Genomic DNA, 24,086 nt, shown 5'->3' with positions numbered 1-24,086 from the left:
CCGGCAAAACGGACTGGCAGGCACGCGTGCCGGCGGTCATGAGCCGGTGCAGGCGATGGAACCCTGTTCCAGCGGGGAGAACGCGCCGTCGGTGCGGACGATCATCACCTGGACGCAGGTCTGCCCGGAGGGGTTTGCCTTGACCTGGACCGGCGGCTGCGCCACTGACTGGAACTCGCCGCCGCCGCCGATGGTGTAGACACGCCATTTGTAGCTGTCGCCGTCCTTGGGCTGCGGGTTCTTCCAGGTGAACGCCACGTTGCCGTCACTGCCCGCGGCCCCGGCCAGTCCTTCGACGTCGGGGACGGTTCCGTTATCCAGGGCGTCCGCGGGCGGCTTGGAGACCTGCTGGGTTTCCACCGCCTTGGGCGTCCCGCCGCCGGAGTTGGCCGCCACGATGCCTACCACCGCAGCAAGGGCCAGGATGGTGCCGCCGGCTATGGCGAGCCACAGGTTCCGCTTGCCGTGGTCCTGCTCCGGCGCTTCTTCGGGCCCTTCGGCCGGCCGGTCACTTGCCGCGGGCCTGTGGACGGTGGCGTCGGCAGAGCTGGTGTGTGCGTCCTCGGCGCCGTGGACCGGCGCCCCGGAGGTGGGCTGGGTGCCGCCGCCGCGCAGGACGGTGGACTGGGACCATTCGTGCGGGCCGTCGTCGTCCGTTGCCCCCTTGCCGAAGATGCTGCCAGGGACGCGGGCTTGCGTTGCCGCGTTGCGTCCTTCCGCCGTGGCGGGCGGCCAGGTCCCGGCGGTGGGGGCGGTGAAGCGCGACGGCGGCGCGCCGGTTTGGCTGCCGGGCCCCGCCGTGGTGTTTCCGGTACCGGAGCCTCCAGCCCCGGAGCCGGGAGCCTGCGGCCACGTGCGCGCCGGGAAGGTGGGGGCGCTGCCGGTCCGCTCCGGGTCGATCGACGCAATGCTCCGGACCCGGGTCTCTTCGGTGCCCTCGTCCGGATGGTTCTCCTCCTGCTGCGGTTCTTCGAGGACTTCGAAGGGGGTGACCGAGAGGTTCAGCTCCGCCTGGATCCGCTGCAGGGCAAGGGCGAAGGCGTGCGCGGAGGAATACCGCGACTGGGGCGACTTGGCCATGGCGGTGGCCAGGGCAAGCTCCAGGGACTCGGGCACGTCCGCGCGGCCCAGGCGCGGCAGCGCGGTGTTGCTGATGCGGTTGATCAGTTCGCGCTGGGAGTTGTCCGCGCCGGGCAACACGAACGGCGAGCGGCCGGCCAGGAGTGTGTAGAGCGTGGCACCGAGCGCCCAGACGTCCACCATGATGCCGTCCACGCTGCCGTCGCGGAACTGCTCGGGCGGGGACCACGGGATGGACATGCCGGAGTCGTCGTCGCTGTCACCGGCGAGGGTGCCGGAGATGCCGAAGTCGGTCAGGGCCGGGCGGTTGTAGTCCGTCACCAGGATGTTGGCGGGCTTGATGTCGCGGTGGGCAATTCCGGCGCGGTGGGCCGTTTCGACGGCGGAGGCCACCTGGATGCCGACGGCCAGTACCTCGTCCACGCTGAACCGCTGGCGGCGGTAGCGAACGTCCAGGCTGGGCCGGGAGCAGTACTCCATGGCCAGGTAGGAGTGCCCGTCATCCGTCACTTCCGCTTCGAAGATGGTGACGATGTAGGGGTGGGAGGACAGCTGGGCCATCAGGTTGGCCTCGGACTCGAAGCGGCGGCGGGCGCCCTCGGTCTTCAGGTCCGAGAGCAGCACCTTGACGGCCACTTTGCGGCGCGGCCTGTCCTGCTCGTAGAGGTAGACGTCGGAGAACCCGCCGGAACCGAGCAGGCTGATGTAAGTGAACCCCGGGATGCGGGGCGGCGGCGCTACGGGCCGTTTGGAACTCAAGGAATCTCCTCAAAACGCAGCGAGATGTTGTCGCCCAGCTCGGCGATGTCACCGTCCAGCAGGATGGCCATCTCGTTCTGGGCCAGGCGCCGCGGGGGCTGCCCCTGCCGCACCAGGACTGTGCCGTTGGTTGCCTTGAGGTCGCACAGCATGACGTGCCAGCCTTCCAGCCGGACCTCTACATGGGACCTCGAGATGTCGCCGCTGGGGCTGGGCACCTGGACCAGGCGCGGCATGCCGCCGCCCTGGACCCGGGACACCGATGGCTGCCGGCCGATCACCAGGGACTGGTCAAGGTCCAGCAGTTCTCCGGTGGACAGGCGCATCCGGCCCAGGCGGGGGCGGCCCACCTGCACGGCGTCCTGGGGCAGCGACGCCCCGCACTCGGTGCAGGCCGAGCGGATGGGCGGGTTGGCATGGCCCTGCTGGCAGACCCGGGCCAACACGAGCGGACCGCTGGCCGGAACCGAACCGTCCGTGCCCGGCCCGCCGGAAGGCGTTTGTTGCCCGGCAGGTGCCTGCTGCCCGGTGGGGAGGCTGCTCTTCATGACCGTCTGGCCGTCATGGTCATCGTCAAAGTCGGTGGCCGACGGCCCCGCCCCGGGTGCCGGCGGGTAGCTGTCCGGCTGGGCTGTTCCCAGCTGTGGTGCCGGCGTGGGCGCTCCGAAAGCCGGTGGTGCTGCAAGCGGCGCGGTGGAAGCCGGTGCCGGGGTGAACGGCTCCGGAGCAGGTGCCTGGGCACTCCCCGCTCCCCCCGTCCGCCAAGGCACCGACTCGATGAGCAGTCCGGTGGCAGGCTTGGGTACTGCAGCCGGAGGCAGACCTGCACCGTGCTGGACCCCCGCTCCGTCCGCTTCGTCGTGCGGTAGCGAATGCTCCGGTGCCCGCTGTTCGGCAGCGTCCGCGTCGGCTTCGTCCGTATCGGCTTCGATGGCAGCCTGCGGGGCCGCGGCCTCTAGGGCGGGTGCGGACTCGTGATCGTCTTCGGCCGGTTCCTCGCGGACAGCAGCATCCTCGATGTTCCGCATGACCGTCCGCTCCCACAGGTGGTCATAGGAGCTGGTCAGGTCGATGGCCGCAGGAAGGTCAGCGGCCACGGGAACTGCCGCCCCGGGAGCATGGTCAGCGTCGCCATCCACGTCCGATCCCGTGGCCTCCGCTTCGGGGCCGCCAGTGTCACTGGAGACGTTGTCCGCTGTGCCGTCGTCGACGGAGCCATTTACGGCAGAATCATCGTCAGCGGCGCCGGCTTCGCCTGCACCGGCCTGTTGCGCGCCGCCGTGACCGGCATATTCGCCGTCCTCGTCCAGGACGGCGTAGACGGTCTCAACGGAAACCTCTGCGTGGCCCGGTGTGACGGCAGTTTCCGGCAGTGCCTCATCTCCGGCGTCCGGAGCGCCGGGATTGGCAGCCGGGCCGGCAGCAGCATTACTGACGCTGGCGGCCTCCGGGAGGACTTCAGCTGTACCGGACGAATTGACGGCAACAGCTGCCACCGGAGTGTCCGCAACGGCAGCACCGTCAGGACCAGCGTCGGGGACGCTCCCGCCGTCCGGAACGGCAGCGGCACTTGGAGCTTCCAGCGCGCCCTGCCCGGCATCGGCGCCAAGGCGTATCGCCTGCAGCAGCACCATGCCCTCCCCCAGCCGGAGCTCGGGCTGTCCGGTTTCGCCTGCGCCCGGGATCATCAGGGTGCAGGCTCCGGGAACGGCAAAACTGCGTTCGCTCCAGGTGGTGACGTCGCGGCCGTTCAGGTCCGCGGGTCCCTCAGGTGTTTCGACAGAGAGTTCCAGGCCGCCCCGGAGGAACACCCGCAGCGGTCCTGTGAAGTCCAGAATGGCGAACGGCGGAATGCGGGACAGGTTGCCGCCGGCGCTGCCGGTGATGGCCTGCAGCACTTCGTAGACTTCAGTCTTCCCGGCAATGAGGTTCCACACGGAATCGGCGAGGGCGGGCGGTGTATCGGGTCCGAGGATGACCGCCGTGTGGGAGCGGACGATGCCCAGCCAGGTGCCGGGGACGTAGCTGGTGCCGGTCATCGCGGGACCTCCGTGCCGTCGTCGGGATCCTGCCCTGCAGCCTGTTCGTGCCAGGCCGCGTCTGCCTGGCCGGCCGCTTCTGCCTGCCCTGCGTTGTCCTCCTGCTGGGGAAGAGGCTGGGTTGTGGCCTGCACGGCTTGTCCGCGGGGCAGCGTTACCTCATCTTCAGCGGACGGATCCCGCCGCGGAGCGGTGGTGGCTGCGCCGGCGTCGTTCAGGACGTTGCGGGCGTCCACCACGATCACGGTGATGTTGTCGCGGCCGCCACTGCGCAGCGCGGCCTGGATCAGGGCGTCGACGGCGTCCTGGGGATGGCCGGCAGTGCTGAGGATGCGGTGGATGTGCTCGTCGGTCAGTTCGGAGGTGAGGCCGTCGGAACAGACCATCACCCGGTCCCCTTCCTCCACCGGAAGCAGCCAGTAATCCGCCTCGGTTTCGTCCCCAGTGCCCAGTGCCCTGGTGACCACATGGCGGCGGGGATGCACCGTGGCCTGCTGGGGCGTGATTTCGCCGGCGTCCACGAGTTCCTGGACTTCCGAGTGGTCCACGCTGATCTGTTCGAACCGGCCCTGGCTGAGGCGGTAGGTACGGGAGTCGCCGATGTTCATGACCAGCCAATACGGCATGCCCATCTGCTCCACCACCACGGCACCGGTGAGTGTGGTTCCCGCCCGGGCACCCGTGGCTTCCCGGATGGAGTTGTCCGCGCGCAGCAGGTACTGCTGCAGGACCGCGGCCGTGACGGTCCGGTCCCCCGTGGACAGCTGCGGAATCGCTGCCAGGGTCCTGACGCACATGCCGCTGGCAATCTCGCCGGCCTCGTGGCCGCCCATGCCGTCGGCAACGGCGAAGACCGGATCCGACGCGATGAAGGAATCCTCATTCAGCTCGCGACGGAGTCCCCGGTCCGTTCCGTAGCCGCAGTTGAGGCTCAGGCCCGGGCCCGGCTGCGTGGTGGAGGGAACACTGGCGGGCTGTTGGTTCATGCCTGTCCTAGGTAAAAGGTCCGGTCGCCAAAGTGGACGCTGGAACCGGGGGAAACGAAAGTGGGGACACCTGCCGCAAGGGGCGTACGGAGTCCGTCGGGCGTGGTCACGGCACTGCCGTTGGTGGAGTTCCGGTCGGTCACCCAGATGCCCGCACCGTCGGTCAGGACGTGCAGGTGGGTCTTGGAGATGGACCGTCCGGGGTCGTCGACGGCGAGGAGCTGGGCATGCTGTTCGCCCGCGGAGCCCACGGGGTTGCGGCCCACCAGCACGCTGCGGTCGAGCTGGAAGTCGCGGCCGTCGTCGAGCCTGATCCGCAGTACGGCGACAGGCGCCGGGCCGGCCGTGCCGGGACGCACCTGGGTGCGTTCGACGTCGTCGTCCGCGTGCGGCTGCCCCGGCGACTGCTGCCCGGCGAACTGCTGTCCCACGCCCGCTGGCGCGGGGAACTGTTGCCCGGCCTGCCATGCTGCGGGCGGTGCAGGAGCGGCCTCCGGCGCCGGAGTGCCCGGCGGTGCAAAGGACGCGGGCGAGGTGTAGGACACGGTCTGTGCTGGGATGGTCCGGCCGTCAGGCTGGATGGCCGGTGCCGGATGTGGGTGGACGGGCGCTGGGGCGACGGCCGCGGGTGCCGCGGGCGTCTGGTGGACCGACTGCGGACCCTGCGCCGGCGCCTGGGGGGCGATGACCTGGGGCGCGCGGGCGCCCGCGACGGGCGAGAGCACCTGCTGGACGGGAGGCAGGTCCAGCGGCGCGAAGCTGTACGGGCCCTGGATGCCGCCCGTGGTGATCGGATCACGGCCGGCCTTGACGTCGAAAACGAGCGTCTTGGCGGCGTTGTCGTGCCAGCCGCGCAGGCGCCCGCCCTTGTCCCAGGTATTGGAAACCACTACCAGCACGGCCCAAACGGCCGCCACCAGGAGCAGCGGCCCCAGGATGAAGAAGGCGGCGTCGAACCACTTGAAGACCACCACCAGCACGGCTCCAATAAGTGTCAACAGGACGCCCGCACCGGTCAGCAGTCCGCGCACGAACACCCCGCCGGCGCCGGGCGCGTAGCCGTCATTGTCGGTGCTGCGGATCCCCATCAGGAGGTTGCCGGGCGTTTTGCCCGTCCGGGCTTCGAGGCCTGTCAGCACGGCTGCGTAGACCAGGGTGATGCCCAGTCCTATACCGCCGAACAGCACCAGGGAGGCGGTGTCGTAAATGATGAAGCCGCCGCTGCGGGTGCGGGTGATCCCTGCAAAGCCAATGGCAAACGTCACCACCAGGACCGCCACCGGGAACAGCCAGTCAACGACGGCAGCCCCGAGCCGCTTGCCCGCGGTTGCCGGGACAAGCTGAAGGTTTCCTGCCATTCCTGTTCCTCCCCCTGGCGCGGACGCCCCTGCCGGACCTGCAGTGCTCCCCTGCACCGCTGCCGCGTTCGCGATGCCCGAGGCAGAAGTTGCCTGGGGCATTTGTACTACCGGGATAGTACCGGGAATCGGCGGCCGTTGCGCGGCGACTGGCGCCGCCCGGACGCCCGTTCCCGGGTACGGCGCGGTGCCGGCGCCGGGCTGAGAGCCGGGGTGGGGGACGGCGCCGGGTACGGAAGCCTGCTCCTGGTTGCGCAGGCTCCGTGCCGACCGGTTGGGCAGCGGCGCCCCGCATGAGGTGCAGAAAGCGGCGCCCGTGCGGATGGTCTGCTGGCAGCGCGGGCAGCGCTCGGCATTGGGGGTCACCGCGGTTTGGGTCCTTGCGTTGGAGGTTCTTCAGTGGACGGTGCGCCGGTTCCGGCCGGTGGCGTGCCCGGTCCGTCCGCGGGCGGCGCGGCAGGCGGACGACGGCGGCCCGCGGCGTTCCCGAACGGCAGCGCCGGCAGTTTGAACCGGCGTCCGCCGTTGCCGGCAGTGTCCTTCGTGTTCAGGGCGTTGCGCGCGTCGGACAGGAGCGACCGCGGTGAGAACCGGGCCTGCTGGCGGCGCCAGAAACCCACTGTGGCTGTCATTTCCTTCAGCGACCCGTCCACGATGGTCCAGTACTCGCGCACCTCGTCCTCGCTGGGCTGCCCGGCCCCGAAAATCGAGGCGTCGGCACGCCGCGCCAATGTGGTGGTGGCGGACTGGCTGCCCGGGAACGCCTCGGCCAGGACCGCGGCACTTTCCCGGCGCGTGGCCCGCGTGTCAACGGCGGCACCCATGTCGGTGGCCAGGCTGACCACTTCACTCCATCCGCCGCCCACGCGCTGGGCAGGGTCACCCGCGCTGAAACGCGACTTCCGGCGTCGTGATTTCAACAACGCGACCAGCAGCAATGGCAACGCGAGGATGGCCAGCGGGATGAGTGCCACGCCCAGGGCACTGAGCAGTGCACCCCAGAACAGCCAGGGGTTGTCCTTCTTCTGGTCAGCGTCCAGCGCATCCGGCGAGGAGTCCGGCGGAAGGTCTGCCGGTTCCTGCGGCGGGGGCGGCGGCTGCAGAACCTGCGGTTTGGGCTTGGACTTGTTCTCCGGGTCCGGCGGGATGGGAACGTTGTCCTTGGGCGGGGTGGGATCAAAGCTGACCCAGCCGACGCGTTCAAACGCGACTTCCACCCAGGCGTGGACGTTCTTACCGGTGATCTTGACCTCGCCGGCACCGTTCTCGGGGCTGGTGGGGTCCGGGTAGAAGCCCATGACCACGCGGGACGGGATGCCCAGGTGGCGCAGCATCAGGGACATCGCCACGGCGTACTGTTCGTCGTCGCCCAGCATTTGCTTGGCCGTCAGCAGGTTGCGGATGCGTGCGGAGCCGTGGCCGGAGACGCTGGGGAGCTGCCCTTCACTGACCAGGCCGTTGCTGAAGGCGCCGGTCTTCTGGAAGTGGGCCTCGATCTGGCGGACCCGGTCGATGGCCGTCGGAGCGTCGGCGGACAGGTCGTTGGCCTGCGAACCGACCACCGGCGGAACTTCCAGCGGGTCCGGAAGCGAGACCTGCGCAAAGTCATACTGCGTCAGCTGGCCGTGCTCCAGTTTCACGGGATCCGATACCTGGACGGTGTAGGCGTCGCCCCGGTTCAGCCCGTTGGTGGTGACGGCGGTGTCCGTGCCGGAGTTGAAGTACAAGCCGGATGCGGCCTGTGAGCCGCCCTGGTCAAAGCTGATGCCGGTGGTCTTCCGGCCGCCGGGGACGAAGTATCCCTGGTAGTCCTCGATGTTGATATCGATGGCGTAGTCGTTCGTGGGGACCACGCTCGAGGTGTCCGCCAGCGTATTGATGGACTCGGCATCGCCCACCTTGCTGAAGTTGCCCGAACCGTTGGGGTCCATGTTGTAGTTGGTCCCGTTGAAGGCGTCCAGGGCTCCCAGCCGTACCCTGCCGTCGCGGGGAAGCCCCTTGACGACGAACAGGGTGTCGTCCTTCTTGTCCTTGACGTAGGTGCGGAAACTGGCCAGCGGGGTGACGTAGTCCTTGGGATCGAACGGCGGGACCACCACGTTGCGGAGGACCTTGCGTTCGTTTCCGGCAGTCACCAGCGGCGCGGACAGGGCCGTGACGCCTACGCTGACGGCGATGACGCCGGCGGCCATGCCCAGGCGGCGCAGGGAGGCTTTCCGGGCTGTGGCGGTATCAGCCTGCGGGTTGTTGACGGAGACCCGCCGGGTGGAGGACCTGCGGAGGGCGTCGCGGCGGAAGGTTGCCCAGGCGATGCCCAAAACAGTCAGGCCGATACCGCGTTCAACCGTAAGGAAGGCGGCGTTGGTGCTGAACGCGATGCCCGTGACGAAGAGGAGCAGGACCGGGATCAGCGGCAGGTAGGGGCTGCGCACGCGCCAGGTCAGCACGGCTGCCACGAGTGCCATGATCATCGAGCTCAGGAACGGGACGATCAGCACGCCGTTGGCGGACCCCACCGGGACGCCCACGGTGAGCATGTCCTTCCAGGCGAACACCACACCCAGCAGGAGCGTGCGGAGCGAGTCCAGGGTGGGCACAAACCCGGCGATGGCGGCATCCGGAACTGCCAGCAGGGTGCCGAACACGAGGTAGGCGCCCAGGGCGATGGCCGTGGTGACGAGCAGTCCCAGGCGCAGGTGCGCGTTGAGCACGCCGATGCCCAGGCCCAGGAGGATGCCGCCGAAGCCTGACAGCAGGTAGTAGGGGTCACCACCGAAGCTGAGCCCGAAACCGAGCAGTCCCAGCCCCAGGAGGACGGTGAGGGCACCGGCGTCGAGGGCGAAATGCCAGGCCGGCTGCCCGTTGCCGAACGGGCTGCCTTGGCTGCTGAAGGGTTTCCGGGCGGATCCGCTTCTGGGGCGGAGGCCAGGTGCGGAGGTCATGCTGCCGCCTTTCGGAGGACGATGCCGAGGTCGGCGAGGTCGCCAACAGTCAGCACGGTGAGGTCTGCGATGTTGGCCCTGCTGGACGCGGCCCCGGCCTCGATCCGTACGGCGAGGCTGCGGACGCCCGGCGGAACGGAGGCCGCGGAGGAGCGCAACTGGGTGGCTGTCACGTTGCTGCCCACTACGAAGAACACCACGGAGGCGTTGGGGACGGTGTCTGCCAAAGTGCGGGCGAGGTCGACGGCGGTGCGGCGCATTGGGGCGCCGACGATCCGGGTCATGTCATCGAGCATGTTGCGGCCGGTTTCACAGCGAAGCGGCCCCTTTTGCGTCAGGACGTCCAGCTCGCGCTGCTCGCGGATGGCCTGGCGGCCGATCGAGGCGGCCGCAGAGATGGCCATCTCGAATTCGTCCTCGGAGGCGTATTCCTCCGTATTGATGGACAGGGCGATGGCGAGGTGGGCCCGACGGGTTTCCTCGAACTGGCGGACCATCAGCTTGTTGGTCCGCGCCGTTGTCTTCCAGTGGATGTGCCGCCGGTCATCGCCGGGAACGTAATCGCGGAGGGCGTGGAAGGAGACGTCGGCACTGGACAGTTCTGTGGTGGGCATGCCCTCGAGGTCGCGGATGAACCCGGCGGCAGAGCCTGCCAGGGGCACCGTGCGCGGGTGGACGAAGAGGTCCTCGGGCTCAGTCCACAGGACCTGCCGGCGCAGCAGGTGCAGCGGATCGGCGCGGACGGAACGGACCGGCCCAACCACAATGACGGCGCGGCGCGCGGTGGGAATGGTGAAGAGGTCTTCATGCACCTGCTGCGGCTTCATGCGGGGTAGGTGGAAGACTGCGGTGACTCCGCCAACGGGCAATTCGACCGATGCGGGCAGCAGCGGCCGGCTGGACGTGTTGGTGACGGCGATGCTTCCCACTGCGCTGTCCCCCACCGCCACGCGGGTCCGGGCCAGGTCCAGGACAACCCCGTAGGTGGAGCGGCCAAGGATAAAGCCAAGGGCGATGAGGAACATGACGAAGGCCGCCACGGCGGCGGCCTTCGCTTCCTGCCAGCCGTAGGCCGATCCTGCCCACCAGAGCAGGATGGTGGCTGCAAGGACCGACCATCCCAGCACGCTGACCACGGAGAGTACCGGCCATACGTGGGTGAGCCACGCCTTCCGGACGGTGCGCCAGGCCGGTTCCAGGGCGAGGCCTGCGGTGGAGCTCGCCTCGGCCCAGACCGCCGACGGGTGCAGGCGGGTGGGCCTGCCGTCCCGGTGGAAGGGTTGCTTGAGACGCTCCGTGAGCCGGGTCAGCGGGGTGCCGGTGGACATATGTGTGCCTTCGTTGTTGCTGGAAGTGGAGGACGTGCCGGGCTTGCGGGTCAGGCGTTGGTCCGCTGCTGCGGGGCCGCCACGTCGGCGAGGATCCGCGCGAGCACGGCCTCGGGCGTCGCTCCGGAGAACTCGGCTTCGGGGTCCATGACGAAGCGGTGGGTCCACACCACCGGGGCGAGTTCCTTGATGTCGTCCGGCAGCACGAAGTTGCGGCCCTGCGAGGCTGCCCAGACCTTCGCGGCGCGGACCATAGCGAGGGCGCCGCGGACCGAGACTCCCAGCCGGGTTTCCGGGGCGCTGCGGGTTTCCTCGCACAGCCTGGAGATGTACTCCAGCACTGCGGTGTCCACGTGTCCCGTGGCGGCAAGGTCGGCCATGTCGGCCACGGCCTGGGTGGTGATGACGGCGGACAGTTCCTGCGAGCGGTCCTTGAGGTTGGAGCCGCCCAGCAGCCGGACCGTTGAGGCGTGGTCCGGGTAGCCGATGGACGTCTTGATCAGGAAGCGGTCCAGCTGGGCTTCCGGGAGGCGGTAGGTGCCGGCCTGTTCGATCGGGTTCTGGGTGGCCATCACCATGAACGGGCGGCCCGCCGAATAGGTGACGCCGTCCACGGTGACCCTGGATTCTTCCATGACCTCGAGAAGCGCGGACTGGGTCTTCGGCGACGCACGGTTGATTTCGTCGGCGAGGACGATGTTGTTGAAGATCGGCCCCTTGTGGAACTCGAACTTCTGGGTCTTCTGGTCGTAGATGGTCACGCCGGTGACGTCCGAGGGCAGGAGGTCGGGGGTGAACTGGATGCGGTTGTTGGAGCCCTGGACGGTGGCGGCCAGCGCGCGGGCAAGGGAGGTCTTACCCGTTCCGGGGGCGTCCTCGAACAGTACGTGGCCCTCGGCCAGCATCGCGGTGAAGGTCAGCCGGATGACGTGTTCCTTACCCAGCACCGCCTGCCCCACATTGGCAACGAGCTTTTCGAACGTATCGGCAAACCACGCGGCCTGCTCGTTGGTCATCGTCATGGGGTGGTTCTTCCTTTTTCTTGTTTCCAGGGGTGGGTTTCAGTCTGGGGCGGGACCCGGATATCCGGGTCCCGCCCCATGGGTTTTGCTGCTGGGCTAGCGGTTTTGCATCCCGTTGGGCGGGTTGCAGCCGAGACTGGAGGTATCGCAGCGGAGCCAGTTGCCGGCCGCCGGGCCGGACGTCAGGTGGTACCAGATGCCGGTCGGATTGTTCGACGTCTTGTACCAGATCTGGTACCGGTCCGTCTGGGACCCGACGTTCGCATCCAGCCACTTGCCTTCACCCACGCACGACGACGGGTTGCCGGCACGGAAGCTGTCCGTTCCCTTGCGGGGCTCGGTGCAGCTACGGACAGGGGTGGCCGTGATGCCCCACGAGGTGGGCACGGGGGGTGGCGGCTCGGCGCCGCTTCGGGACGTATCGCTGCCGATCCGGCCCTGCTGGCCGCCGCTGATGGCCCGCACGCGAAGGGTGTGGGTTTCGCTGAAGCCGACCGTCTTGGAGAACGAGCGCTGGTTGGTGTCCTGCCATCCGCCGCCGTCCAGGCTGTACTGGTAGCCCGTGACAGCACGGCCGTTGCCGTCCGGCTGGTTCCACGTCCAGGACACTGTCTTGTCGCCCTGGCCGCTGCTCTTGCTGCCGTTCACGTTCGGTGCAAAGGCCAGGCCATATGGATTGACCTGGTTGGACGGCGCGCTGGCATCACCGGCGGTGGAGCTGCGCGAGGAAACGGCCCAGACCACCACCGAGGTAGGCGTGCCATTGGCGGCGGCGACAGTTCCGCCACCGGCAGCGATGTTGCCGCTGCCCCCGCCGGAGGTCAGCGAGTACTTGTACGTGATCTCCTGAGCCGTGGAGCCGTTGCGCTGGGCATCAGACAAGGGTGTGAACCGGATATCGATCTTCCCGCCTGCTCCACCGGTGTCCACCAGCGTCGCCGTCGGAGTGCTCACGATGCCGGGCTTGCCTACCGCCCGGATCGCCGCCGACTGGCCACTGGTGGCGCTGGTTCCTGCCTTGTTGGTGGCGGAGACGGTGAAGGTGTAGTTGGCCTCGGAGTTGTCCACCGTCACGTTCTGCGAGGTGCCGGCCACCTGCTGGGTGGCCACCGCGGCACCGCCCCGGAGGGTGGTGAGGGTGTAGGCCGAGACGGCGTCACCGTTGTTGTTCGGCGCGGCCCAGCTGACCTTCAGCTGGCTCTGCGAACCCAGGGATGCTGCCTGGGCAGCGGTGGGTGCGGCCGGGGTGGCCGGCACGCCTGCCGGAACTTCAGCCGCAGAGTACGGGCTCCACTCGGAGGGTTCCTTGGCGTCATTCCGCGCCAGGACCCGCACCTTGTAGGACACGCCGTTCTGCAGTCCCTTCCAGACATAGCTGACAGCGGTCAGGTTCTGGATCTGGGCGTTCTGCCCCGCGGGCGGCGGCGAGATCTCCAGGTCGTAGGACTTCACCGGCGAACCCTTGCTGGCAGGAGCTGTCCAGTTGATGGACAGTTCCTTGTCGCCGAACTTCAGCGACGGCGCCAGCGGGGTGTCCGGCTTGACGTCCGGCCGGACCTCGGCCGAGGGCGGCGACTTGTCGGAGTCGCCGAACTCGTTGGTGGCGGTGACCTGGAAGTGGTACTTCGTGTTGTTGACCAGCCCGTTCAGTGTGCAGGTATTGGCCGGGCAGTCCTGCTGGAACCCGCCCTCGCCGTACACGGTGTACTTGGTGATGGGTGAGCCGCGGTCGGCAGGTGCCGTCCAGGTCAGCAGAGCGGTCCGGTCCCCCACGCTCTGGGCCTGCGGCGTGGTGGGGGCCGCCGGTTCGTCTTTGACCGTGAGCCGGACACGTGCGGTTGCATGCCGTGAAGCGTCCTGGGTCTTGTCCTCCACGGTGTAGGTGACCACCATGGTGCCGGTGAAGCCGGGCGCGGGTGTCACCGTCACCGAGTCGCCGTTCACTTCCACGTTGCCGCTGCCGGTCTCGGTGGCGGCGGCAATGATCTTCAGCGGCGTCTCGGGGAACGGGTTGGCGTCGTTGGCCAGAACGTTGGTAGTCACCGGCTTGCCGGCGGCGGCGTTCGGTTCAACGTCGTCGTTCGCTACCGGTTTGGGCCGGTTGGATGCCGTCACTGACAACTGGAACGTGGCAGTGGCTTCAAGACCCCGCGGGTCCCTGGCCTTGACCTGCACGGCACCGGCGGTGCCGGCCCGGCTGGAGTCCGCTGCGGAGACTTTGAGGTTCTTGCCGTCCACGCTCACGGTGAATCCGGCCGGCGTGCCGTCCAGAAGTTCGTACTTCATGTTGTCGACATCGTCCCCGTCGGGGTCAGAGGTCAGCCTCCCCAGGTCGATGCTCGCCGAGTCGCCCATGGGCACTTCGACGTTCGCGCCCAGGAGCTCGGGCGGGTTGTTCTTGTTGGGGTCCGGGAGAACCTTGGTGCGGATGCTGAGCGTTGACTTCAGGCCGGCGGGATCGTCCGGCCCGGTTCCGTCGGTTACTTCGAAGGTCAGCGAACCCGGACCCACATAATCGGTGCCTGCGGTGTACTTCAGCCCCGTACCGTCACCGGTGACGGGGTCGCTGCCGTCGGCCCCGATGAGCTTGATCCGGTCCGCCTGTGTCAGGCGCGGTGAGCGGCCGTCCCGGACCTTGACCCATTCATCCAGGGCGACGTTGACGGACTGGCCCGCCACCACTTCCAGGACCTCGTCCTTGGCCAGCGTGGGAACCTGCTGGCCGAGGCCGGGCACCCAGATGATGGCGGTGGACTTCTGCCCGTCCACGTCCTCCACGGTGTACGGGATGAGCTGCGGCTGCTCGGTGAGGTCAACGATCATGTTGCCATCGGTGCCGGGCCGGGCGGTGGTTGCCTCGGTGCTGATCTTGAGGTTCTCGCCCACGCCGTCGGGGTCTTCGTCGTTTTTCAGCACGGGAACGTCCACGGCGGTCTTTCCCATGGTCTGGGCCGACGTCACGCGGTCGTCACGGGCGATGGGTGCCTTGAGCGGAACTTCCGGGTCTACCACCACTCGGATGGTGGCCTGCGCCCGGGCATCCCGGTCATCGGCCACGGTGTACCGGACGTTGACGGTCCCGGCCTCGTTGGGAGCGGTCAGGATGACCCGTCCGCTGGTCTTGCTGACGGTGGCCTGGAGGGCAGGATCAGCCTCGATGCCGTCGGTGAGGATGCGGATCTGGTCGCCGTCGGGATCGGTGTCGTTGCCGGTGGCGTCGACGGCGATCTGGCGGCCGGGGCGGACCCGCACCTCGTCGTCCACGGGAGTGGGATTCTGGTTGATTTCACCGCGCGGTGCGATGCCCACAGTTACGGTGCCGGTATTGACGGCACCCTGCCGGTCCACCACCTTGTAGCGGAAGGTATCGGTCCCGGCGCCGTCACCGGCAGCCGTGAAGTCAATGAAGTTGCTGCCTACCGTCGCCGTACCCATGGCAGGAGTACTGTCGATGCCGGTGAGCTGGACCGAGTCGCCGTCGGGATCGATGCCGTCCAGCGGAACCGGAATGCGGACGGTGCCGGCCGCCACCACGCGGGCCGTGAGGTTGCGTGGCTGGGGCCGGGAATTCTCCGCGCCTTCCAGCGGGAGGATGTGGATGGTGACGGCGGCGGCGCTCTTTTGGCCCTGCGGGTCCACCGCGTTGTAGATGGCGCGGACCGTCTTGGGCTGGCTGCCGGCGATGAACCGGAGAGTGTTTTCCGAGACGAAGCTCTTGCCGTCGACCGGGTCCACGCCCTGCGGCAGTACCGGGTCAACGGTCAGTTCCTGGCCCTGCGGGTGCGTGTCGTTGTCCAGGACGGGAATGGTGACGACGTCGTTGACGCGGACGTTCACCTCGTCCGGCTTGGGCTGGGGTGCTTCCACCACGGCCGGCGCCGGGACGGGTACCACGGAGACGGAACCGGTGGCCGACTTCTTGCCGTTGGACATGGTGTATTCGAAGAGGATCGGGTCCTTGGTTCCGAGGATGTCCGTGATGCGCAGGACGCTGTGGTTGATCACGCTGACCGAGATGGTGGCGTTTTCCGGAAGCTTCACGGATTGCAGCACCAGGACTCCGCCGGAGGGGTCGGAGTCGTTGGCCAGCGGGTCCAGCAGGACGCTGCCGCCGGTGGGCATCAGGGCGACGTCGTGGACGGCAACGGGGTCGCCGGGGTCGTCACCGGATTCGACGTCCACTCGGATCAGTCCCTGGCTGCTCTGCGGGCCGTTGCTGGCGATGTATGTGAGGTAGACGGGGCCCGGGGTGGTGCTGCGGAACGTGAAGGTTCCGCCGTCTGTCACGGGGCCCAGATCCGCGGGGCCGTTGGCTTCCACCTGGGCGAGGCGGAGGGCGCCGCCGTTGGGGTCCACGTCATTCTTCAGCGGCGAGATCACCAGGTCCTGGCCCACCACGGCTGTGACATGGTCAGCGTTGACCACGGGCGCGAGGGCGCCGGGTGGCTGGACGTTGATGACCACCTTGCCGGTGACGGTGTCGCGGCCGTCCCAGATGGTCACCTCAACGTTCTTCTTACCGGAGGTGGCACCGGAGTCCTGGAAAGTGAGCAGGCCGTCGCGGCGGACCTTCACCTGGTCCTGGTCGTTGTCGGCCTTGGCGTCAAGGAGCACCAGGTCGTCGCCGTCGGGGTCCACCCAGTCCGTCAGGATGTTCTGGCTCACGGTCTTTCCCTGTTCCACCAGCATGGTGGTGTTCTCGCCGCGTTTGAACTGCGGTGGCTTGTTCTGGTCCGGACCCACCACATTGAGGGTGACCTGTCCCGTGGCGGAGAGGCCGCGGCCATCGGACGCCGAGTAGCTGAACGTTTCCGTGCCGGGCCTGGCGTCGGCCGGCACGGAGATCTGGAAGGCGGTGCCGCCGTAGATGTTTTCCAGCGTCCCTGCCTTTGGCGGGTTGCCCTGGAGCCCGGCGGTGAGGACGTCGCCGTCGGGATCGGAATCGTTGTCCAGGACGCTCAGGATGGTGGTGCGGCCCGGACGGACGCCGACGACGTCGGGCTTGGTTTCCGGCGGACGGTTCGGTTTGGTGCGGTCCGGCAACACATTGATGGTGTTGATGTCCGCGGATTCCTGGTCCTGCTCGTCGGATTCGTTCTTGGGGGGAACAACGTCGTCCCAGTTGTTGACGAGCTGCATGTTCTGGTTCACCAGCCACACATTCCCGGAATTCACATCATTGAGAACCACCAGGTCCCGGTTCACCCGAAACACATACGACGGCGACGCACTCGCCTTGGGCACATCCACGTTCTTATCATCAGCATCATCCACACAATCACGGACATACTTATTCGCCCCCGACCACGCAGCATGCACACACCCACCCAACTGCACCGGAGCCGCAGGAACACCCTCACCACCAAACGACACCGTCTTCGCCGTCCCACCATCCAACGGCTGCTTCAACAACACCTTCTGCGTCGCAATCGCCACAAAATCACTGCCCGGACCACCCTGCTGCAACTTCGCATCCCGCGCATCAGCCAACTGCAACCGCTTACCACCAGGCAAAAACAAATTCCCCGCCGCAGCATCCAACACCACCGGCCGGTCCCCCACCACCGTGATCTGCAGATCCCCCGCACCCTTCAACTCAGACCACGACTCAGACTCCGAAGACACCACCACACCATTGGCATCAACACCGGTCACCGTCACCGTCCCAGCCTTCGGATCCGCCGAATAAATACGATCATCAGCACCCACCGCCGACACCGTACCCTCAGACCCCACCAACACCGGCTCCGACGCTTCCTCATCAAAACCATTCACCGTCGACGGCGACACCGCCCACACCTTGCCCGACGCCGCATCCGTCACCGACAACACCGACGACCCAAAACTCACATCAGCAGCCCCCGGCAACTGCTTATCCCCACCCAAACGCATATTCGCCGGCGACACCTGATTCAACGTCGAACCAGACTCATCATCAACAAACACCTCACCGGCATCCTGCAAAATATCAAACGTCGACGACGCAGGAGTCACCGCCCCATCCAAAACACGCGACGGATAATTCAACCGCCCCACCGCATTCTTAGACTTCGACACCACCCACACACCACCGTCATTCAACTCCACCTCAGTGGTCTTAAACCCCGGATAGAGCACGGCACCGGTCGCCACGACGGCCACGGCAGCGGCGAAGGCTGTACCGGTGACGATCTTCTTGTGGCGCCGTTTGAGCCCAAGTTTCCCCAGCAGACTTGTCACAGCGATTGGCTTCCCTCAGTTGTTCGGCGGCCCCCCGGCCGAAATCCCCAAAAACCCGGTACCGGGCTCTCTGTTCCCCGCGTTAGCCTACCCAACGGTGCAAGGGTCCGCGATGGGTAGAGGTGCCCCGCGGCCTGACCTGCGGCTTCATGATTTTGGCGGGTCAGCATGGGGGTGCTCCAAGCCCTGCGGGGTCCGGAAGCGTGGTGTGTCCGGCGATGACATAGCGGCCCACGTTGCGTGCCGATCCGGACTCAACCCGCCACCAGCGGATGACGCCGTTACCGGACCAGTTGTCGTCCTGGTCGATGTAGCAGGCCACCATGATGCGGTCCTGGCTGGACTTGTAGAACCAGGGCGGATTGTTGCCGCTGACGCCATCGCAGGTGAAGTACGGGTTGGGCCGGTAGTTCGAGCCGCCCCGGGTGAAGGTGCAGGAGCGCTCGAAGTCGGGATCCGAGGTCTTGATCCGGGTTTCCCACAGTCCCTGCTTGCCGGACGTTGCCCTGGCACTGGCGATGCCGCTTCCGGTCCCCACGGAGTTCAGTGTCTGGACCTCGATGGTGCGGCTCTGCTGCCAGCCGCCGGTATTGATGGTCCGGCTGCCTGAAGCTGCCACGTTCTCCCAACCTCCGCCGTTGATCCTGATCCTGGTGCTCGCGACGTCGTTCGTTGCGGTGGATGGCGAGGACCAGCGAAGGGTGACGGACTGGTCGTTGACGCCGCCGTCCTGTCCCGATGCGGACGGTGTGCCCGGGGACCCGTACGGCGTTGCCGACGCCGGGGCGCTGGCGTTGGAGCTCGGGGCCACGGAGGAATTGGCAATGACAGTGATGCTCACCTGGGCGCCGTTGGCGAAGCCGCCGATGGTCTGGCCCGGGCTGATGGGGCCGCTGGCACCGTTGCTGGCGTTGTAGCTGTAACTGACCTCGTTCTCGGCAGAGCCGTTCCGTTCAGCGGCCGTCAGGCGCCTGAAGTCGACCGTGACCGACCGGCCGGCACCGCCGGTGTTGGCCGGAGTGGCGTTGACGCCCGAAACCTGGCCAAGCTTTCCGGTGGCACGGCGGGGAGCCGATGGCGGGCTGACTGCACCCTTGCCCGCTTTGTTCTCGGCCTGCACGGTGAACGTGTACGCGGCTTCGGAGTTGTCCGCCGTGAAGTTGGCGCTGCGGACCGTGCCTGGAATGGTCTGCGTCTGGTCGGGCCGGCCGCCGCCGGACATCGTGACGTAGTAGGCGCTGATGGCGTCACCGTTGGTGTTGGGTTCAGTCCAGTTCACCCGGAGCTGGTTCTGGGTGCCCACTGACGATGCCACGGAGGAGGTGGGTGCGGCAGGGGCCGCCGGAACGCCGGCCGGGTTGTCTTCGGAGGAATAGGTACCCCAGTCGGAGGGGCCGAGTTCGTTGACGGCCTGGGCGCGCACCTTGTATTTCACGCCGTTGGTCAGCCCGGTCCAGGTGTAGTTGAGGCCTGCGACCTCGTTCTTGACGGCAACACCGTTGGCGGGCGGAGGCGAGATCTCCAGGTTGTAGTGCTTGACCGGGGAGCCTTCCGTCCGGGCGGCGGGCCAGTTGATGACCATGTTCTTGTCGCCGGCTTTGACACTGGGTGCCTCCGGCGGGGAGGGCTTCTCGTCGGGCCGGATCTCGTTGGACTGCGGTGAGGGCTGCGACTCCCCCACCTCGTTGGTTGCTTTGACGGTGAAGACGTACTTCACGTTGTTGGTCAGCCCGGAGAGGGTGCAGGTGGTGGTGGGGCACTTCTGCTGGAATCCGTTGTTGGATGCCACCGTGTACTCGGTGATGGGCGCCCCATTGTCCGACGGCGGCGCCCACTTGAGCACGGCGGTGCGGCTGCGGACGTCGGTCGCCGAGGGGGCGGACGGCGCATCGGGTTCGCTGCGCACCGTGAGGCGGACGCGGCCGTCCACCTGGCGGGAAAGGTCGCCGGTCTTGTCGGCGATGGTGTAGCGGACCACCATCACGCCCTTGAATCCGTCTGCCGGGGTGATGGTGATGGAGTCGCCGTTGATGGTGGGCTGGCCCTGGGCCGAACCGGTTTCGACGCTGGTGCCGACGATCTTCAGCGGCGTGTCGCTGAAGGGGTTGACGTCGTTGGCCAGGACGTTGACCGTCTCGGCACGGCCCGCGTTGGCTTTCTCCACCACGTCATCGTTGGCTACCGGCATGGGCCGGTTGGACGCCACGTGCCGCACCTGGATGGTGGCCGTCACCGCGGGCGACCGTCCGTCGGTCACGGTGGCCTGGATATTGCCCGTCACGCCGACTCCCACGGAGTTTTCCGCGCTGACGCTGAGTACCGTGCCGTCGAGCTTCGCGCTGAAGCCCGGGGGCGGCGAGCCCTCGAGGGCGAACGTGAGGTTCCCCTGGTCCCGCTCGTCGACGTCGGCCGCGAGGGGGCCAAGGTCCAGGGTGGCGGTTTCCGTCTTGGGAATGTCCAAGGATGCGCCGCGGAACGTGGGCGGGGTGTTGGCTTCGTCCGGGTCCGGGATCACGTTGGTCATGATGACCAGGGTCGACTTCAGCCCGTCGGGATCATCGGGGCCGGAGCCGTCGGTGACTTCGAACGTGATGGAGCCCGGCCCTGCGTAGCCGGGACGCGCCGCGTAGCGGAGGCCTTCGCCCTCTCCGACGATCACGTTGTCCGGGGCGGCGCCCAGCACCTTGACGGAGTCGGCAACGCTGATCTTGGGCCGGCGGCCCTCCCGCACCCTGACGTAGTCGTCCAGGTCCAGGGTGATTTCCTTGCCGGCCATGACCTCCACCGTTTCGGTGTTGGACAGCGTGGGGTACTGCGCTCCCTGGCCCGGCACCCAGATCACGGCCGTTGCGGTGAGGCCGTCGGTGTCGGTCACCGTATACGGGACGAGCTGGTCTTCGGGCGTGAGGGTGACCAACACGTTCCCTGAGCCGCCCACGCGGGCATTGGGGTTGCCGTCCGGAAGGCTGATCTGCAGCTCGGAGGCCACCCCGTCGGGGTCGGAGTCGTTCTTCAGGACGGGTACGTCGATGGCGGTCTTACCCAGGGTTTCGGCCAGCGTGACCCTGTCGTCCTTGGCTATGGGACGCTTCAGTTCCGCGTCCGCGCTGACCCGGACCCGGATCACGGCGCTGGCCTGGGCTTTCTTGTCGTCCTGGATGCGGTACCGGATGCTCTCGTTGCCTTCCACTGCCGGTGCGGTGAAGAGTACCTTGGCGCCATCGGCCACTTCGACGTTCAGCTCGGGCCGCGCTTCGAAACCGTCAGTCAGCAGGGAGATGGGATCGCCGTCGGGGTCCGAATCATTGGCCAGGGCGTCAACGGCGACGTTCCTGCCCGGCCTGACATCCACGGCGTCGTCCACGGCAATCGGGTTCTGGTTGATGGCTTCCGGCGGTGCAACGCCCACAATGACGGTGCCGGTGTTCTCGGCGCCCATCCGGTCACGGACGCGGTAGGTGAAGGTGTCTGTCCCGGCTGCGTCGCCTGCGGCCGTGTACTCGAGGTAGCCGTCGCGGACGATCGCCGTGCCCATGCCAGCTGCCTTGTCGATCCCCATCAGCTGCACCGAGTCGCCGTCGGCGTCGATGCCGTCCAGGGGCACGGGGATCTTGACGGTCATGCCCGCCACCACGCGGCCGGTGAGGTTGCGCGGTTCGGGGCGGCTGTTCCGTTCGTCATCGCGCGCCAGGATCCGGATGGTCACCTGTTGGGAGTCCACCTGGCCGGACTCGTTGCGGACTTTGTAGATGGCGTAGACGGTTTTGGCCTCGGAGCCGGCGATGAACCGAAGCTGGTCCCCGGCCACGAAGGTCCGTCCGTCGGCTTCGTCCGGGACCTGGGCGAGGTCGGGCACGAGGGTCAGCTTGCCGCCGTTGGGATCGGTGTCGTTATCGAGCACCGGGATGGAGACGACGTCACCGGCCCGGACGGTGGCTTCGTCGGGCTTCGCCTGGGGTGCCTGCAGTTTTGTCGGAGCCGGGACCACCACGACGGCGATCTCGCCCGTCGCGGAGGACCGGCCGTTGGAGATGGTGTACTTCAGCGTTAGTTGGCCTTCGGCGCGAAGGTCCGTGATTCGGACCACCGAGTGGTCCAGGACGGACACACTGACCGGAAGCGAACCGTCGGCGGTCACCGACTGCACCACCAGGACACCGCCGGAGGGATCGGAGTCGTTGCCGAGCACATCGACAAGGACGCTGCCGCCGGTGGGCAGCAGCGCAATGTCGCGGACGGCGACGGGGGCCCCGGCGTCGTTGCCGGCCACGACGTCGACGCGGACCAGCTGCACGGCGCTGGCGGGCCCATTGGTCACCAGGTACTCCACGTAGTGCGGTCCCGGCACGTCGGAGGTGAAGCTGAAGGTCTGCTGGTCGGCGCCGATGACCGCCCTGGACTGCTCGTCAGCGGTCACCTGGGCAAGGCGGAGCGCGCCGCCTTGGGGATCGATGTCGTTCTTGAGTGGTGCGATCACCGTCGGAGCACCGGCGACTGCCACCACATGGTCTGCGTTGGCGATGGGCGGGAGGGCCCCGGCGGGGCGGACGTCGACAGTGATCCGGCCTTCAGTGGTGGCCTGGCCATCGGAGATTCCCACGGTGAGGACCTTGCGGCCCGGCGATGTGCCGCTGTCCTGGAAGGAGAGCTGCCCGTCGGGGCGGATGCGGACCTGGTCAAGGGGGTCGGGGCTGGAGACCGACGTGGCGTAGAGGTCGTCGCCGTCGGGGTCGATCCAGTCCGTAAGGATGTTCCGGGTGACCGATTTGCCCTGCTGGACCACCATGGTGGTGTCACGGTTCGGTTTCTGCGCCGGTGCCGTGTTTTCCGTCAGCGGGACAACCCGCAACGAAACTTCGGCGGTGGCGGAAAGCCCGCGGCCGTCGTCCACCGTGTATTCGAAGGTTTCGCTGCCGGTCTTGTCTGCGGGAACGGCGACCTGGAAGCCCGTGCTGCCGTAGATCGTCGACAACGTGCCCAGGCGGATGTTGTCGGGCTGGCGCACTGTCAGGATGTCGCCGTCGGGGTCCGTGTCATTGTCCAGGACCGGGAGGATGGTGGTTTTGCCGGCGCGGACGCCGTAGCTGTCCGGCTGGGCGACCGGCGGGCTGTTGGGTTTGGTGCGGTCCGGGAGGACTGTCTGCTGGACTTCGTCGGCGGAGTCCTTGTCGGCGTCGTCCGAGGTTTCCTTGGGGGGAACAACGTCGTCCCAGTTGTTGACGAGCTGCATGTTCTGGTTCACCAGCCACACATTCCCGGAATTCACATCATTGAGGACCACCAGGTCCCGGTTCACCCGAAACACATACGACGGCGACGCACTCGCCTTGGGCACATCCACGTTCTTATCATCAGCATCATTCACACAATCACGGACATACTTATTCGCCCCCGACCACGCAGCATGCACACACCCACCCAACTGCACCGGAGCCGCAGGAACACCCTCACCACCAAACGACACCGTCTTCGCCGTCCCACCATCCAACGGCTGCTTCAACAACACCTTCTGCGTCGCAATCGCCACAAAATCACTGCCCGGACCACCCTGCTGCAACTTCGCATCCCGCGCATCAGCCAACTGCAACCGCTTACCACCAGGCAAAAACAAATTCCCCGCCGCAGCATCCAACACCACCGGCCGGTCCCCCACCACCGTGATCTGCAGATCCCCCGCACCCTTCAACTCAGACCACGACTCAGACTCCGAAGACACCACCACACCATTGGCATCAACACCGGTCACCGTCACCGTCCCAGCCTTCGGATCCGCCGAATAAATACGATCATCAGCACCCACCGCCGACACCGTACCCTCAGACCCCACCAACACCGGCTCCGACGCTTCCTCATCAAAACCATTCACCGTCGACGGCGACACCGCCCACACCTTGCCCGACGCCGCATCCGTCACCGACAACACCGACGACCCAAAACTCACATCAGCAGCCCCCGGCAACTGCTTATCCCCACCCAAACGCATATTCGCCGGCGACACCTGATTCAACGTCGAACCAGACTCATCATCAACAAACACCTCACCGGCATCCTGCAAAATATCAAACGTCGACGACGCAGGAGTCACCGCCCCATCCAAAACACGCGACGGATAATTCAACCGCCCCACCGCATTCTTAGACTTCGACACCACCCACACACCACCGTCATTCAACTCCACCTCAGTGGTCTTAAACCCCGGATAGAGCACGGCACCAACAACGAGGGCGGCGAGGGCAAGCCCCATGGCGGAGGTGCTGAAAAGGGGGGACTGGAGAAACGGCCGGCGCCGGGGCGCAGCAGCAGCTTTTGCGCGCGCTCGTCCGCGAAGTCTCATGGAACGGTTCCCCCCGTGA

General features: G+C 67.2%; 9 protein-coding genes and 1 pseudogene. All 10 read right to left on the bottom strand.

Translation table 11 applies throughout. The features are described from left to right. Positions 1-36: 36 nt before the first annotated feature. Positions 37-1,839: a serine/threonine-protein kinase gene (locus BLT71_RS08135; protein WP_091719134.1), complete on the bottom strand. Its 1,803-nt coding sequence runs from the start codon at positions 1,837-1,839 to the stop codon at positions 37-39. Continuing rightward, entirely contained in the window at positions 1,836-3,878 is a 2,043-nt protein-coding gene (locus BLT71_RS08130; RefSeq protein ID WP_091719132.1) for an FHA domain-containing protein, read from the bottom strand. The genes BLT71_RS08135 and BLT71_RS08130 overlap by 4 nt, the downstream gene beginning before the upstream one ends. Next, positions 3,875-4,864, bottom strand: a complete 990-nt coding sequence (locus tag BLT71_RS08125) for a PP2C family protein-serine/threonine phosphatase (protein WP_091719130.1) — start codon at positions 4,862-4,864, stop codon at positions 3,875-3,877. Before BLT71_RS08125 ends, BLT71_RS08130 begins: the two co-directional genes overlap by 4 nt. After that, on the bottom strand, positions 4,861-6,222 hold the full coding sequence (locus BLT71_RS08120) for an RDD family protein (protein ID WP_091719128.1): 1,362 nt from the start codon (positions 6,220-6,222) through the stop codon (positions 4,861-4,863). Before BLT71_RS08120 ends, BLT71_RS08125 begins: the two co-directional genes overlap by 4 nt. A 285-nt stretch (positions 6,223-6,507) precedes the next feature. Then, positions 6,508-6,588, bottom strand: a pseudogene (locus BLT71_RS21045) (zinc-ribbon domain-containing protein); the annotation flags it as partial. After that, the gene (locus BLT71_RS08115) at positions 6,585-9,164 is read right to left on the bottom strand and encodes a transglutaminase-like domain-containing protein (protein ID WP_091719126.1); all 2,580 of its coding nucleotides are present in this window, start codon (positions 9,162-9,164) and stop codon (positions 6,585-6,587) included. The gene BLT71_RS08115 and the pseudogene BLT71_RS21045, both read right to left, overlap by 4 nt. Then, entirely contained in the window at positions 9,161-10,492 is a 1,332-nt protein-coding gene (locus tag BLT71_RS08110; RefSeq protein ID WP_091719123.1) for a DUF58 domain-containing protein, read from the bottom strand. The genes BLT71_RS08115 and BLT71_RS08110 overlap by 4 nt, the downstream gene beginning before the upstream one ends. Positions 10,493-10,542: 50 nt before the next feature. Continuing rightward, on the bottom strand, positions 10,543-11,514 hold the full coding sequence (locus BLT71_RS08105; RefSeq protein WP_091719121.1) for an AAA family ATPase: 972 nt from the start codon (positions 11,512-11,514) through the stop codon (positions 10,543-10,545). A gap of 96 nt (positions 11,515-11,610) precedes the next feature. Beyond that, positions 11,611-17,733 carry an Ig-like domain-containing protein gene (locus BLT71_RS08100; RefSeq protein ID WP_091719119.1) on the bottom strand — a complete coding sequence of 2,041 codons (6,123 nt, stop codon included), beginning with the start codon at positions 17,731-17,733 and terminating at the stop codon, positions 11,611-11,613. 163 nt (positions 17,734-17,896) lie between these two features. Next, positions 17,897-24,067 carry an Ig-like domain-containing protein gene (locus tag BLT71_RS08095; protein WP_091719117.1) on the bottom strand — a complete coding sequence of 2,057 codons (6,171 nt, stop codon included), beginning with the start codon at positions 24,065-24,067 and terminating at the stop codon, positions 17,897-17,899. Between the last annotated feature and the right edge of the window lie 19 nt (positions 24,068-24,086).

Source organism: Pseudarthrobacter equi (assembly GCF_900105535.1).
In the GTDB taxonomy this organism is placed as follows: domain Bacteria; phylum Actinomycetota; class Actinomycetes; order Actinomycetales; family Micrococcaceae; genus Arthrobacter; species Arthrobacter equi.
This window is presented reverse-complemented; position numbering and strand designations above follow the sequence as displayed.